Source organism: Streptomyces sp. 3211.6, assembly GCF_003634815.1.
In the GTDB taxonomy this organism is placed as follows: Bacteria; Actinomycetota; Actinomycetes; order Streptomycetales; family Streptomycetaceae; genus Streptomyces; species Streptomyces katrae_A.
The window spans coordinates 1151745-1165564 of the sequence record NZ_RBXC01000001.1; the positions used below are offsets into that span (position 1 = coordinate 1151745).

13 protein-coding genes are annotated in these 13820 nt (G+C 72.5%); 10 read left to right on the top strand and 3 right to left on the bottom strand.

Annotated features, from left to right (window positions below):
- Positions 1–67 precede the first annotated feature (67 nt).
- The 5 genes from BX286_RS05450 to BX286_RS05470 all read left to right on the top strand — a co-directional run bounded on the left by BX286_RS05450 (position 68) and on the right by BX286_RS05470 (position 4782).
- Positions 68–475, top strand: coding sequence for an SAV_915 family protein (locus tag BX286_RS05450; protein WP_100864777.1), 408 nt, complete (start codon positions 68–70; stop codon positions 473–475).
- Positions 476–491: 16 nt separating this feature from the next.
- Positions 492–1826, top strand: a complete 1335-nt coding sequence (lysA, locus tag BX286_RS05455; protein ID WP_121014650.1) for a diaminopimelate decarboxylase — start codon at positions 492–494, stop codon at positions 1824–1826.
- A gap of 680 nt (positions 1827–2506) precedes the next feature.
- Positions 2507–2944, top strand: coding sequence for a hypothetical protein (locus BX286_RS05460; RefSeq protein WP_100864778.1), 438 nt, complete (start codon positions 2507–2509; stop codon positions 2942–2944).
- The gene (locus BX286_RS05465; RefSeq protein ID WP_121014652.1) at positions 2944–4305 is read left to right on the top strand and encodes a hypothetical protein; all 1362 of its coding nucleotides are present in this window, start codon (positions 2944–2946) and stop codon (positions 4303–4305) included. The genes BX286_RS05460 and BX286_RS05465 overlap by 1 nt, the downstream gene beginning before the upstream one ends.
- 3 nt (positions 4306–4308) lie before the next feature.
- Positions 4309–4782: a hypothetical protein gene (locus BX286_RS05470; RefSeq protein ID WP_079424267.1), complete on the top strand. Its 474-nt coding sequence runs from the start codon at positions 4309–4311 to the stop codon at positions 4780–4782.
- 8 nt (positions 4783–4790) lie between these two features.
- Here the strand turns inward: BX286_RS05470 and BX286_RS05475 are convergent, their stop codons facing one another.
- Complete coding sequence (locus tag BX286_RS05475) at positions 4791–5981, bottom strand: acyl-CoA dehydrogenase family protein (protein WP_121014653.1); 1191 nt, start codon at positions 5979–5981, stop codon at positions 4791–4793.
- Positions 5982–6283: 302 nt separating this feature from the next.
- Between BX286_RS05475 and BX286_RS05480 the strand changes: the two genes are divergently transcribed.
- Complete coding sequence (locus BX286_RS05480; RefSeq protein WP_121014654.1) at positions 6284–6655, top strand: hypothetical protein; 372 nt, start codon at positions 6284–6286, stop codon at positions 6653–6655.
- Between the two features lie 62 nt (positions 6656–6717).
- Here BX286_RS05480 and BX286_RS05485 read toward each other — a convergent pair whose 3' ends face one another.
- Both BX286_RS05485 and BX286_RS05490 read right to left on the bottom strand, forming a co-directional pair.
- Entirely contained in the window at positions 6718–7554 is an 837-nt protein-coding gene (locus BX286_RS05485) for a class II fructose-bisphosphate aldolase (protein ID WP_121014655.1), read from the bottom strand.
- Positions 7551–8453, bottom strand: coding sequence for an SIS domain-containing protein (locus BX286_RS05490; protein WP_121014656.1), 903 nt, complete (start codon positions 8451–8453; stop codon positions 7551–7553). Before BX286_RS05490 ends, BX286_RS05485 begins: the two co-directional genes overlap by 4 nt.
- A gap of 214 nt (positions 8454–8667) precedes the next feature.
- Between BX286_RS05490 and BX286_RS05495 the strand changes: the two genes are divergently transcribed.
- The 4 genes from BX286_RS05495 (at position 8668) to BX286_RS05510 (ending at position 11738) form a co-directional block, all read left to right on the top strand.
- Positions 8668–9447, top strand: coding sequence for a DeoR/GlpR family DNA-binding transcription regulator (locus BX286_RS05495; protein WP_121014657.1), 780 nt, complete (start codon positions 8668–8670; stop codon positions 9445–9447).
- A gap of 72 nt (positions 9448–9519) precedes the next feature.
- Positions 9520–9978 (top strand): MarR family winged helix-turn-helix transcriptional regulator, encoded by a 459-nt coding sequence (locus BX286_RS05500; RefSeq protein WP_237292627.1) that lies wholly within the window; start codon positions 9520–9522, stop codon positions 9976–9978.
- 26 nt (positions 9979–10004) lie between these two features.
- Entirely contained in the window at positions 10005–11450 is a 1446-nt protein-coding gene (locus tag BX286_RS05505; RefSeq protein ID WP_121017578.1) for an MFS transporter, read from the top strand.
- A gap of 30 nt (positions 11451–11480) precedes the next feature.
- A complete protein-coding gene (locus BX286_RS05510; protein WP_121017579.1) occupies positions 11481–11738 on the top strand; it encodes a DUF1330 domain-containing protein in 258 nt (85 codons plus the stop codon).
- The last annotated feature ends 2082 nt before the right edge of the window (positions 11739–13820 follow it).

Below are 13820 nucleotides of genomic sequence, written 5' to 3' on the forward strand. Positions count from 1 at the left end.
CCGGACCGCCTCCCCGCAGCCCGGGGCACCCTGCCCGTCCGTCATCCGTGGTTCCCCGGGAGGACCCATGTGCCTGTTCACGTACGAAGACGACCCCGAGCCCGAGGAACGCGTCCCGGCCGGACCCCTGTACGTCCCGGTCCGGCCGGGTACCGGCGAGGTGGTGGTGCGTCTCTTCCGCACTCCGCTGGGCGTGCGTACCGCCGTCGGCTTCACCCGCGCGGAGCGGCTCGTCGCCGTGCTCGGCGCGGGGCAGCCGTGGATCCGGCTCTCGGAGCCGGCGCTGCGCGCGCTGGCCGAGCCGCTGGGGGTGGCGTCGCTGACCGTCGACCCCTCCCTGACGGCGCCGGCGGCCGCCCCGGTGGGGGCCGCGGGCACGGTAGCGGCGACGGCCGCGGCAGCCGCCGCGGCCGCGGGCCCGGGGATGCGCGGGGCCGGGGCCGGGGCCCCCGGGACGTCCGCCCGGGCCGTCTGAAGGGGCGGGGACCGTCATGACCGTCGACGTACTCTCCGAGGTCGCGGCGGACGCCGACGACCTCTGCGTGTGGCCCGCCTCCACGGCCCGGCTCCCGCACGGCGGCCTGGCCGTCGGCGGGGTGTCGCTGGCCGAGGTCGCCCAGCGGTTCGACACCCCCGTCTACGTGCTGGACGAGGGTGAGGTGCGCGGCCGCTGCCGCACCTACCGGGACGCCTTCCCCGACGGCGAAGTGCTCTACGCCGCCAAGGCGTTCCTCTCCCGCGCGATGGCGCGGTGGGTGCGGGAGGAGGGGCTGGGCCTGGACGTGTGCTCCGCCGGGGAGCTGGAACTGGCCGTCACCTCGGGGTTCCCGCCCGAGCGCATCGTGCTGCACGGCAACGCCAAGTCGCCCCGGGACATCGCCGCCGCGCTGCGGCTCGGGGTGGGCAGGATCGTCATCGACAGCTCGTCCGAGATCGCCCGGATCGCGGCGGCCGTGGCCCCCAGGGGGCGCCAGCGGGTGCTGGTGCGGGTGGTGCCGGACGTGGCGGCGGGCGGCCACGAGAAGATCCGTACCGGTACGGAGGGCCAGAAGTTCGGACTGTCCGCCACCGACGGGAGCGCCCAGACGGCCGTCGTCCGGATCCTGGACCAGCCCCGGCTCGAACTCGCCGGGCTGCACTGCCACATCGGCTCCCAGATCACCACGGCCGGCGCCTACCTCACGGCGCTGGACCGCATGGTGGAGCTGACGGCCGCCGTCCGCGATGCGCACGGGGTCGTGCTGCCCGAGCTGGACCTGGGCGGCGGGCACGGCATCGCCTACCGGCCCGGTGAGCCGGCGCTGGACCTCACCGCCCTGGCGCGGGAGCTGCGCACCGCCCTGGCGGACCGCTGCGCGGCCGCCGGCCTGCCGGTGCCCCGGCTGACCGTGGAGCCGGGGCGGGCGATCGCCGGACCGGCGGGGGTGGCCCTGTACAGGGTGCTCGCCGTCAAGCGCTCCGGCGGGAAGCTGTTCGTGGCCGTGGACGGCGGAATGAGCGACAACCCGAGGCCCGCCCTGTACGGGGTGCGCTACGCACCCCGGCTGGTGGGCCGGCACTCCACGGCGGGCTCCGCCACGGCCACGGTCGTCGGCCGGCACTGCGAGGCCGGCGACGTCCTGGCCGCCGACGCCGAACTGCCGCGGGACGTCCACCCGGGCGACCTGCTGGCCGTACCCGTGGCCGGCGCCTACCAGTTGTCCATGGCCTCCGGCTACAACATGGTCGGCCGGCCGCCCGTGGTCGCGGTCCACGAGGGCGCGGCACGGGTGCTGGTGAGGCGGGAGACCCTGGAGGACTTCCGCAGCCGGGACCTCGGCGCCTGAGGCGGCCGCCCCGCCCGGACACCGGCCCCGCGGGCCCGCACCGGGGACGCCCGCGGGGCCGTTCCGCACTCCCGGGACCGACGGACACTCCCGGACGCACGTGAGCCGCCCGGTCCCGGTATCCCCACACCGGGAGCCGGACGGCTCCTGTGACGCGCGACGGGGGCCGGCACTCGGTCGCCTCGATCCGGGCCCCCCACGGGCCGGATACCGCGTCCTCGCACGGGGGCGATGCCCCGCCGTCGGCCGTACGCCGCGGAACTGCCATCCCGCTCCGTCGCCCCTCCAGTCTGGTGCCTTCCTGGACGTCCCCCTGACACCCTTGACGTGTTCCTTCCGTATGTTCACCGATCCTTGACACGCCCTTGATCTCCCCATCCGGATCGGCATCGAACGGAGCCGTGGAGGGGGCCGGGCGTGCCTGAGGGCGGAAAGAGTCCGCCCGCTTCTCGCGGATCCCGATTGTGCGGTGCGCGGCACGGGGACCGCTCCTCCGCATCCTGGTAAAGGACTCTTCCCGCCCTTCCATGGAACCACCACCACTTTGAGCCTGCCAGGGCTGCCCGCGACGAGTGGTCCGGGATCACCGGCTCCCGTCCCCGCGGTCCGCGCGTCCGGGGAGTTGATGCCCTGTCAGAGGATGCTCCGACCGCAGCAGTCGGGTGTGCGAGGCTGGGGAAATGACGTTCGAATTCGAAGCGGAATGGGCTCGGGCGAAGGGGGAGGCGGCCATGCGCCTCGCCTCGGCCGGACCACTGCCCGCACCCACACCCCAGCCGGGCCCCTCCGCGTCCCCGCACGCCGCGGCCCCCGACCTCGGCCTCGTCGACGACCCCGTGCACCGCAGGGCGTCCGGCATCCGCACGGCGAACGCCGAGGCCCGCGGCAAGTCCACCCTCGACGACGCCGAGGCCGTGGGCCGCGTGCACGCCGGCTGGGCGGCCGGGCCTGCGAGCAACGACTGCGTGGGCGCGTGGCAGCGCAGGCTCCGGGAGCTCGCGGACCTGGTCGACGGCGCGGCCGACGCCCTGACCAAGGGCGCGAACGCCATCACCGCCGAGGACCAGGCGACAGGCGCCGCGCTGCGCGCGGCCGGCGGCGTGCTGGAGGACGTCTGATGGTCTCCGTGTCCGAGCTGAAGCAGGCCGACCCGGGCAAGTGGCGCGCCGCGGCCGACGACGCGGTGAACGTGGCCAAGCAGTGCGACGGCCTGGCCACCTACGCCCGCGAGGACGTCGCCCGCACGGTGAACCGCTGCTGGGTCGGCGAATCCGGCCGCGCCGCCACGGAACGCTTCGTGAAGCACGCCGACGACTACGAGACCTCCGCACTGGCCCTGCGCGCGATGGCCAAGGTCTACGACGACCTGGCGGAGGCGATCACGGCGGCCCAGCGGGACCTGGACAGCGCCCTGGACTACGCCCGCACCCGCGACCTGAAGGTCGACGACAGCGGCCGGGTCCAGCTCTCCCACCCGGTCATGGTGCCGCCGGGCAGCACCGAACACCTCGAACCGGCCAACCACGCGCAGGGGATCATCGTCGAGGCCCTCCGCAAGGCGACCCAGGCCGACACGGAGGCGGCACGCGCCCTGCGCACCATCGAGGGCCTCACCGCGATCTCCGACCCGAAGCTGGCCAAGGAGGCCCTGACCCCCGGCTCCCCGCTCGCCGTCGCCCTGGCCCTGTCGGGCGGCATCGACGGCCTGCACCCGGTCAACGTCTCCCCGGCGCAGTTCGCGGCGGTCAACCGGGCCGCGGCCGAGACGGGGATCAGCCGGAAGCTGCTGCTGGCGATCCTGTGGCAGGAACAGCAGTGGTACCAGAACTTCAGCCCCGGCCTGAAGGGTCCACTGCCCGAGTTCGGCCGGTTCTTCGACTGGACGCTGGAGGAGTCGATCAAACCGGACAAGTCCCTGGGCATCACGCACATGAAGTCCGACACCGCACGGCAGGTGATGGAGAACCACAGGAAGGCGTTCACGCTCCCCGACGGGACGTTCCTCGGCAGTCTCGGCGACCCGGAACTCACCAAGTACATCGAGAAGAACCCCGACGAGAACATTCGCATGAGCGCCTACTACCTCGGCGACCTCCAGCGCAACGCCTACGGGGCGAGGACCGACAAGCAGCTCTTCACCCTGTACGCGGCGGACACCCCCGAGGTACGGGAGCTGAACGAGCAGTACGGTGACGAGTCGGGCAGCCGTGGTGGCGACATCAGGACCCGGGGCCGGAACTGGGACAAGGTGGAACCGCACCTGGACGACGCGATGGCCTGGTACGCGCTGACGGACGAGCAGCGGGCCACCGCTGTGCGCCAGCTGGAATCGCAGACCCCGGCCGGACACCACGTCTCCGTCGACCCGATCTACCATGAGGGCGGCGGGCCGCACACAGGAACGGGAACCGGACCCGCGCAGCCCGGCACCCCCGCCCCGAGCACGGGGCCGGCTCCCCGGCCGCCGAGGAGCAACTGACCCATGCACACACGGAAGCCCGTCCCACTGCTGCTGGTACTGCTGCTGACGCTGAGCGGCTGCGGTTTCGTCGGCGGTGACCGGGGGCCCGAGCCGCTGACGCCGATGCCGAGCCAGGTGCCGAGCGGTCCTGAGTACGTGTCGGTCGATGACGTGATCACGGCCCTCGGGAAGGGCGGCTTTGACTGCAAGGTGACCCTGCGGAACGAGAACAAGTTCGGCTCGGACGCCACCTGCGAGGTGCAGCACCGTGGGACGACCGTCTACAACGAGATCTCGGTGCTGAGCACCTCCCGGTTCAGCAGGGACGAGGTCGGCGACTCCATCGCCTCGCGGCGCAGCGCCCCGTACCAGCAGACGATCGTCGCCGCCGGCAACTGGTTCGTCAGGGTGTGGCCTGCGGACTACGCCTACGACATGGCCGCCGCACTGCCCGGCGCCGTGGTCCTGGAACCGCTTCCGAAGCAGGGGAAGTAGAAGATCCGTCAGCGGCGGACCCTCGGCATGCCCAGGCCGATCCAGGAGATGATCTCGCGCTGGATCTCGTTGTTGCCGCCGCCGAAGGTGAAGATCACGGCGCTGCGGTAGCCGCGTTCGAGTTCGCCGTGGAGGACCGCGCCCGCCGAGCCGTCCTTCAGGGCGCCCGCCGCGCCGACGACCTCCATCAGCCAGGCGTACGCGTCGCGGCGGGCCTCGGAGCCGTAGACCTTGACGGCGGAGGCGTCCTGGGGGGTGAGGGTGCCGGACTGGACGGCGTTCACCATCTGCCAGTTGAGGAGTTTCATCGCGTCCAGCCGGGTGTGGGTGCGGGCCAGGCGGGCGCGCACCCAGGGCAGGTCGATGACGCGGCGGCCGTCGGCGAGCTTGGTCTCCGCGGCCCAGCGCTGGACGTCGTGGAGGGCGCGGATGGCCATCGTGCCGTGGGCGGCGAGGGTGACGCGCTCGTGGTTGAGCTGGTTGGTGATCAGGCGCCAGCCCTTGTTCTCCTGGCCGACGCGGCGGCTCGCGGGCACGCGGATGTCCTCGTAGTAGCTGGCGGTGGTGTCGTGTGAGGCGAGGGTGTTGATGAGGGTGCAGGAGTAGCCGGGGTCGGAGGTCGGGACCAGGAGCATCGTGATGCCCTTGTGCGCGGGGGCGTCCGGGTCGGTGCGGACGGCGAGCCAGACCCAGTCGGCGGTGTCGCCGTTGGTGGTCCAGATCTTCTGGCCGTTGACCACGTAGGTGCCGGTCTCCTCGTCGCCCTCCCGGACGGCCTTGCAGGTGAGGGCGGCGAGGTCGGTGCCGGCGCCGGGCTCGCTGTAGCCGATGGCGAAGTCGATCTCGCCGGAGAGGATCCTGGGGAGGAAGTACGCCTTCTGCTCGTCGGTGCCGAACTGCATCAGGGTCGGCCCGACCGTGTTGAGCGCCATCAGCGGGAGCGGGACGACGGCCTGCGCGGCCTCGTCGAAGAAGATGAACTGGTCCATGGGCGACATGCCGCGCCCGCCGTACTCCTTCGGCCAGCCGACGCCGAGCCAGCCGTCCGCGCCGAGGCGGCGGATGGTCTCGCGGTAGAAGCGCTTCTGCGCGGCCGGGTCCTCGTAGCGGGCGTAGACGTCCTGCGGGACGAGCTCGGCGAAGTAGGCACGCAGTTCGGTGCGCAACTGCTGCTGCTCGGGCGTGTATTCGAGGTGCACGGCCCCTCCGGGATCCTCGCGGTCCAGCCGGTCGCTGCGAACGGCGGCGGTCAGAGTAGAACCCGTTACAGGAATAGGGAAGGGGCGGCGGGCGGCGGGACGACGGGACCCCCTGCCGGTCCGGGCCGGCAGGGGGCGCGGTGGGGAGCCGCCGGCTCCGCCGTTGCCGCCACCGCCGCCGCCGGGGCCGCCGGCTCCGCCGTTGCCGCCGGTGCCGGGGTTGGGCAGGCCGGTGTACTGGTCGATGTCGCTGCCCGCGCCTCCGGGGGCGCCTACGGTGGAGTTGCGGGGCCGCCCGCCCCGTGCGCGGACTGGGTGCCGCCGCCCGCGAGGCCGGAGCCTGCGGGGCCGCCGCCCTGGCCGCCGGGTTCCGCTACGAGCCCGCCGCCGTGCAGCAGGGGCCCGCCGTTGCCCGCGCCACCGCCGCCGCCGGCCACCAGGACCCGGTCGGCCGCGCCGAAGGCGCCCGTGCGCACGTCGCTGGCCCCGCCGCCGGAGCTGCCGCCTCCGTGGGCACCGCCACCGCCGGAGCCGTGGCCCCGGCCACCGGGCCGGGCGTACTCGCCGTGCCGGGAGGTGCCGGAGCTGCCGACGCCGCCGACGGTGATCTGGAGGCTCTGGCCCGGGGTGACGGCCAGGGGGGCGCGGGTCTGCTGAAGGCCGTCGGGGGGTAGGCGCGCACGGCAGGGCGCACAGCGCGGCGCCCGGCCGGAGCCGGGCGCCGCAGGGGGATGCCTCAGTTCAGGGCGGCGATCATGGCCTCGGCCGTCACGGCCATCGCCGTCCGCGCGGCGGTGAGGTAGGGGCGGGGGTCGGCCCCGGTCAGATGGGTGCGAATGGCCTCCGTCATGGCCACGTTGAGCGCGGTGCCGATGTTGACCTTGCGGATCCCGCCGGCGACCGCCGCCGCGAGCTCCCCGTCCGGCAGACCGGAGGAGCCGTGCAGCACCAGGGGCACGTCCACCGTCTTGGCCAGCCGCGCCAGCAGGGCGTGGTCGAGGGAGGCGGTCCGGCTGGTCATGGCGTGGCTGCTGCCGATGGCCACGGCCAGGGCGTCCACCCCGGAGTCGGCGACGAACCGCCGCGCCTCGTCCGGGTCGGTCCGGGCGCCCGGCGCGTGCGGGTCCAGCGGCGCGGCGCCGTTCTTGCCGCCGACCTCACCCAGCTCCGCCTCGATCCACAGCCCGTTCGCGTGCGCCCAGTCGGCGGCGGACCGGGTGGCCTCGAGGTTCTCGGCGTAGGGCAGGTGCGCGGCGTCGTACATCACGGAGCCGTACCCGGCGTCCGCGGCCTGCCGCAGCAGGTCGGGGCTCTTGACGTGGTCCAGGTGCAGCCCGACGGGCACCCGGGCGGCCTCGGCGCACGCCGCGGCCGCCCGGGTGATGGGCAGCAGGGCCCCGCCGCGGAACTTCACGGCGTTCTCGCTGAGTTGCAGGATCACGGGCAGGCCGGCCCGCTCCGCCCCCTCGACCACGGCTTCGGCGTGCTCCAGGGTGATGACGTTGAAAGCCGCGACGGCCCGTCCGGCGGCGGCCGCCTCCGCGACGAGGGTCCCTGCGGGGGCGAGGCTCATCGGACCGCCCCCTCACCGCTGGTGAGGATCACCGAACGGGTGAGGTTGCGGGGCGCGTCCGGGTCCAGCTGCCGCGCGGCGGCGACCGCCACGGCCAGGCGGTGCACCCGGACCAGTTCGGCGAGCGGGTCCAGCGTGCCGTCCACCCACTCCGCGCCCGTACCCAGGACCTGCTCGGCGATTCCTTCCGGGGTGCCGCCCAGCGACCAGGTGACGGAGCCGGGGCCGGTGACGCTGACCGGGCCGTGCCGGTACTCCATCGCCGGGTAGGCCTCGGCCCACGACAGCGAGGCCTCGCGCATCTTCAGGGCGGCCTCGTGGGCCAGGCCCACGCTCCAGCCCCGCCCGAGGAAGGTGAACTGCCCCCGGGCCTCCAGCCCGGGGGGCAGGGGCGCGGCCAGCGCGGCGCGGCCGTCGGCGACCACCTCCGGGGTGTGTGCGCCGACGTGGGCCCGCAGGAGGGTGAGGGCGGTGGTGGCGAAGCGGGTCTGGACGACGGACCGCTCGTCGGCGAAGTCCAGCACGACCAGCTCGTCGGCGAGGGTGGCCACCGGGGTGTCCGGGTCACCGACCACCGCGGTGGCCGGGATCCCGGCCTCCCGCAGCCCGGACAGCAGGTCAAGCACCTCGGTGGTGGTCCCGGAGCGGGTCAGGGCCACCACCCGGTCGTAGCGGCGGTGACGGGGGAACTCCGATGCGGGGAAGGCGTCGGTCTCCCCCTGCCCGGCCTCCTCGCGCAGGGCGGCGGCGGCCTGGGCCATGTAGTACGAGGTCCCGCACCCCACGATCGCGGTACGCTCCCCCCGGCCCGGCAGCACCGCCCGGTGGGCCGGGGCCAGTTCGGCGGCCCGTTCCCAGCTCTCGGGCTGCGTGGCCAACTCGTACGCGACGTGACTCATGCGGGCTCCCTGCGCGTTGGATGCGTCATCCTGGCGGTTCCTGCGTGCTTCCTGCGTGCTGTTACTGCATGGCGCTGCTGCGTGTTCCTGCAAGGTAGCGGCCTGTTTCACGCAACTTCAAGCATCGGCAGGGTGTTCGGCTCGGCTAATGTCGAACGACGGGGCCGGGGAAGGATGCCCCGCACGGTACGGGGGACGACACGGGAGGGGCGCCATGACCCGCACGGAGCGCTGGCAGAGACTGCTGGACCTGCTGGTGGAGCGGGACGGGCTCGAGGTGGAGGCCGCCGCCGAGGCGCTCGGCGTGTCCGCGGCCACCATCCGCCGCGACCTCGACCAGCTCGCCGAGCAGCAGCTGCTGGTGCGCACCCGCGGCGGCGCGGTGCCGCACGGGGTGTCGTACGAACTCCCCCTGCGCTACCGGACCTCACGGCGGGCCGCCGAGAAGCGGCGGATCAGCGAGGCCGTCGCGGCGCTGATCGCACCGGGCGAGGTGGTCGGCCTGACGGGCGGCACCACCACGACGGAGGTGGCCCGCGCCCTGGCGGCCCGCCCCGACCTGGCCGGCGGCTCCCCCGCCCTCACGGTGGTCACCAACGCCCTGAACATCGCGGGCGAACTGGTGATCCGGCCCCAGTTCAAGATCGTGCTGACGGGCGGGGTGGCCCGCCCGCAGTCGTACGAACTCACCGGTCCACTGGCCCAGCAGACGCTCGGTCAGCTCACCGTGGACACGGCGGTGGTCGGCGTCGACGCCTTCGACCCGGCGGACGGCGCGGCCACCCGCCACGAGGACGAGGCGGCCGTCAACAGCCTCCTGTGCGCCCGCGCGCGGCGCGTGGTGGTCGCGGCGGACTCCACGAAGCTGGGCGTCCGCGCCTTCGCCCGCATCTGCCCGACCACCACGGTCCACACCCTGGTCACGGACACGGCCCTGACGGCCCCCCTGGCGGCGGCGTTCGAGGGGGCGGGGGTCGGGCTGATACGGGTGTAGGGGGCCGTCGACCCCGCGAGGCGCCGGGGGAAGATACATAAAGGCTTCATATAAATCCGCTATGCTTCAGGCATGAGCCGCCGAGACGCCGCGCACGGCGCTTCCGATGCCATCGGGTCAGCCCTCTACGCTCTGGCCACCAGGGCCGTGAGACGTCTTCCCCGCGACATGAGCCTGACATCCGCCGCCACCTTGGCCACCCTGGACAAGACCGGCCCGCGACGGATCACCGATCTGGCGGTGGCCGAGGGCGTCACCCAGCCCGCGATGACCGTCCTGGTCCGGGTGATGGAGGAATCCGGGCTCGTCGAGCGGAAGGGCGATCCCTCCGACAAGCGGGTGACGCTGGTGTGCCTGACCGAGGCCGGCGCGTCGTACGTCCGGACGCGACGCCAGGCGGGCATCGACGCGTACGCGCGGTTGATCGACGAACTCACCGGTGACGAGGTCGAGGCCTTGGCAGCAGCCCTTCCGGCGCTGCTGCATCTGGCAGAGCTCGAAAGCCACGCCCGCGAGGAGTCGGACCGGTGACCGCGGCCCAGGGTCATGGCCAGCCCATGAGCACCGCCCTGATACGTTCCGAGGCACGTCTGCTGGTCCCCGCCCTGATGTTCATCGCCCTGGTCGTGGCGGCGGTCGCCAGCCTCGGGACACCGCTCATCACCAGCGTGGCGACCACGTTCCACGTCTCCCTCGACAGCGCGCAGTGGACGCTGACCATCGCCCTGCTGAGCGGCGCCGTCGCCACACCCGTCCTCGGCCGGCTCGGAGCCGGTCCGCACCGGCGGGCCACGATCCTCGCCACGCTGGCGATCGTCGTCGTCGGCAGTGCGCTCACCGTGCTGCCACTGCCGTTCGCCTGGCTGCTCGTGGGCAGAGCGGCCCAAGGCGTGGGACTCGGTCTCACGGCGCTGATGATGGGCGTGGCCCGCGACCACCTTCCCGAGGAGCGCAGCGCGGCCACGATCGCCCTGATCTCAGTGGTCTCCATCATCGGAGCCGGCGTCGGCTACCCGCTGGCCGCGCTGCTCGCCGAGTTCGGCGGGCTGCAGGCCGCCTACGGCCTCGGCCTGCTCGTCACCACCACCGCCTTCGTGACCGCGTGGCGCTCCGTGCCCGCAGCTCCCGAAGGCCGCTCCGCTCACGTGAACGTGGCCGGTGCACTCGTCCTGGCGGGTGGACTGCTCCTCGTCCTGTTCCTGGCCGGCGAGAGGAGCCTGTGGAGCCGGCACCTCGCCGTGGCGGTGACCCTTGCCGTCGCCGCCGTACTCCTGCTCTGCGTCTGGACCGTCTCCGAACTGCGGACCAAGACGCCCCTGGTCGACGTCCGGGCGGTACGGCACCCGGCGGTCGCCGGGGCGAACATCGCCATGTTCGTCGGCGGGAGCGGCATGTACCTCCTGCTCACGCTCATCACCCGCTACGCGCAGACGCCGCACAGCGCCGGCTACGGCTTCGGCCTGACCACCTTCGTGGCGGGGCTGGTCCTCATCCCGTTCTCCGTGCTGGGGTTCGTCGCCGGCAAGCTCACGCAGCGGGTCCGCGAACGGATCGACGGCCCGCTGCTCCTGGCCGGCAGCGCCGCCATCGTCGGCGGCGGGTTCGTCCTGTTCGCCACCGCCCGGTCCAACCTGGCCGAACTGCTCGCGGCCATGGGCGTGCTGGGCTTCGGCGTCGGCAGCTTCTCGGCCGCCATGCCCGGCGTCATCCTGGCCGTCACCCCCAAGAGCGAGACGTCGAGCGCCATGAGCTTCAACTACGTCGTCCGCAGCGTCGGGTACTCCCTGGGCAGCGCCCTCGGCGGTCTGGTCCTGGCCACCGGCACCCCCACGGGCCGCCTCTTCCCGAACGACGACGCCTACACGACCGCGGCGCTGGTCGGCGTCGCCGCGATGGCGATCACGACGATGGCCAGCCTCACCCTCGCCCGCAGACGCTCACCCGATACCAGTCCGACCACAGCCCTGCCGGACCCGGGCCGGTCGAGTCGAACCGGAAGCTGAGGATCGAAGCCGTCCGACTTCGACCGCACCATCACAGACCCTGAGAGGCTTGCTGCCTACGACAAGCTGGCCGGTCCAGCCGTCAAGGCCGCGGGCGGGCGGCTGCTCTCCCGCGGCAGCCGGGTCGTCGCACACGACGCCGGAATAGGCGAGCGCACCATCCTGGTCGAGTTCGACAGCTTCGAACAGGCAGTCGCCGCACATGCGAGTGCCGCTTACCAGGAGGCGCTGGCCGCACTTGCTGACGGCGTCGAGCGCGACTTCCGCATCATCGAGGGCCTCGACTGACGATGTCACTGACCGGAAGGGTCTTGTTATCCCGGATGCGAGATGAGTATCGGGCCATTGTCGATGATCCGGCGGCAGTGACAGCACCATGACCAGTAAGGGCATGAATTCTGAGTGCCTGTCATGGTAGCTGTCTGCGGGATCGGTGCAGCGGATGCGCTCACCGGTAGCAGCACGCTACCGGTGGCAAAAGCGCCGAAGACAACGGTCATCGCGACACGGCGCGTCCAGTTAATGCATTTCATGGCGGGTGCCCTTTCTTCACTGGCTGCTGTTCACTGGCTTGCCAAACAGTCGCTGATCCGAGGCTGATGTCAAAAGACGCGCATCTTCGTATCTTGACGAGGCGGACGCCATGCGGCATCAGGCGGCGACCGCGACCATCCTCGTACGGTGAGGCCGGGCCTCCATTCGCCAGGCCAGGGCTTTGGCCACTGCGGTGGTGCCGGAGTCCGCCGAGGAGGGGCAAGCCGGGCGAGCTCCCTCCCAGCGGCTCGGCCGCCACGGGTCGACCATAGAACGGACCGTGGAGTGGCTCGCGGGCTGCCGCCGGCACTCCCCGTTCACCCGGCCTTGGTGGCGAGATACATCCACCCCTCACAAACGCCGACCGGGGCCCGGGAGGGCGGGACCACACTCGACGGTCTCAGAGAAGGGTTGGGGCTTTCCCGTCAGTCTCATCGTCCTTCCGCGTCGGGCCACCCTGTCAAGGACGCTCCTTCGTCGCGTCGCTTCGCGATCGCCTGCGGCGACCCTTGACAGGGCGTCCCGCCACGGAAAAACGAAGACTGCCGGGAAACCCCCAAAGGAACGGGACGGACGTTCATAGGACATACGGCGGACTCAGCGACCCTTCGGGGTCGTCGGGGGCCGCCTCGCCAAGCATCCGGGCCGACGGAATTGCCATCCGGGGCCGCAATCCGCGACAGATCGCTACGCGCTCCTCATTTCTCAGCGTCCGCCGCCTGTCTGGGGTCGCTGCCCGCAGGGAAGGCCGACAGGATCGTCATCCGGGCTGGCGGGCGCATCAAATCGCTACGCGCTCCTCTGACTTCAGCGTCCGGCGACCGCCTGGGGCCGCTGCCCGCACCAAAAGCCGACGGAATTGGCATCCGAAGCCGCCAAGCGCCCCAGATCGCTACGCGCTCCTCTCTTCTCGGCGTCCGGCAGCCGCTATGGGCTGATACCTGCACCAAATGACGAACAGAGCAGCATCCGGGGCTCGCGGGCGCGTCAGATCGCTACGCGCTCCTCGAATTCCGGCGTCCGACGGCCGTCTGGGGCTGGTGACGGCACCAAAAGCCGATCCGCAGAGCATCCCGGCCCAAGACGGCCATCAGCCGCCGAGAAATGAGGAGCGCGTAGCGATCTGACGCGCCTGGGGTCGCCTGATGGCCTTCTCGTCGGCATTTCGTGCAGGCAGCAACCCCGGACGGCCGCCGGACGCCGAAAAGAGGGGAGCGCGTAGCGATTTGTCGCGCCCACCGGCCCCGGATGCCAATTCCGTCGGCTTTTGGTGCGGGCAGCGGCCCCAGACGGGTCGCGGACGCCGGAATTCGAGGAGCGCGTAGCGATTTGATGCGCCCACTGGCCCCGGATGCCGGATCCGTCGTCCTTTTCTGCGGGCAGCGGCCCCAGACGGGCGCCGGACGCTGAGAAATGAGAAGCGCGTAGCGATCTGTCGCGGATTGCGGCCCCGCACGGCAATCCTGGCGGCCCGGATGCTTGGCGAGGCGGCCCCCGGCCCCCCGGCTGGTCGCTGAGGGAGCCGGATGGTCAAGGTACGACCGTGCCCGTCCTTTTGGGGGTTTCCCGGCAGTCCTTGTCTTTCCGGGGCGGGACGCCCTGTCAAGGGTCGCCGCAGGCGATCGCGAAGCGACGCGACGAAGGAGCGCCCTTGACAGGGCGGCCCGAACCGGAAGGACAGTGGGACTGACGGGAAAGCCCCAACCCTTCTCTGAGACCGCCGAGCGGGAACCCCGCCCCTCCCACCCGTCGCCCGGCTGTCGGGTTCCGCGCCCGGGTGGTCGCTGCCGCCACACCGCGCCGCTGCTTCAGGCAGGGCCCCGGTGGTCCCCGCCC

What these genes read in the sequence shown, in the direction of transcription:
- BX286_RS05450 (WP_100864777.1), top strand. Translation starts at nt 68, where the DNA reads ATGTGCCTGTTCACGTACGAAGACGACCCCGAGCCCGAGGAACGCGTC.
- lysA (WP_121014650.1), top strand. Translation starts at nt 492, where the DNA reads ATGACCGTCGACGTACTCTCCGAGGTCGCGGCGGACGCCGACGACCTC.
- BX286_RS05460 (WP_100864778.1), top strand. Translation starts at nt 2,507, where the DNA reads ATGACGTTCGAATTCGAAGCGGAATGGGCTCGGGCGAAGGGGGAGGCG.
- BX286_RS05465 (WP_121014652.1), top strand. Translation starts at nt 2,944, where the DNA reads ATGGTCTCCGTGTCCGAGCTGAAGCAGGCCGACCCGGGCAAGTGGCGC.
- BX286_RS05470 (WP_079424267.1), top strand. Translation starts at nt 4,309, where the DNA reads ATGCACACACGGAAGCCCGTCCCACTGCTGCTGGTACTGCTGCTGACG.
- BX286_RS05485 (WP_121014655.1), bottom strand. Translation starts at nt 7,554, where the DNA reads ATGAGCCTCGCCCCCGCAGGGACCCTCGTCGCGGAGGCGGCCGCCGCC.
- BX286_RS05490 (WP_121014656.1), bottom strand. Translation starts at nt 8,453, where the DNA reads ATGAGTCACGTCGCGTACGAGTTGGCCACGCAGCCCGAGAGCTGGGAA.
- BX286_RS05495 (WP_121014657.1), top strand. Translation starts at nt 8,668, where the DNA reads ATGACCCGCACGGAGCGCTGGCAGAGACTGCTGGACCTGCTGGTGGAG.
- BX286_RS05500 (WP_237292627.1), top strand. Translation starts at nt 9,520, where the DNA reads ATGAGCCGCCGAGACGCCGCGCACGGCGCTTCCGATGCCATCGGGTCA.
- BX286_RS05505 (WP_121017578.1), top strand. Translation starts at nt 10,005, where the DNA reads ATGAGCACCGCCCTGATACGTTCCGAGGCACGTCTGCTGGTCCCCGCC.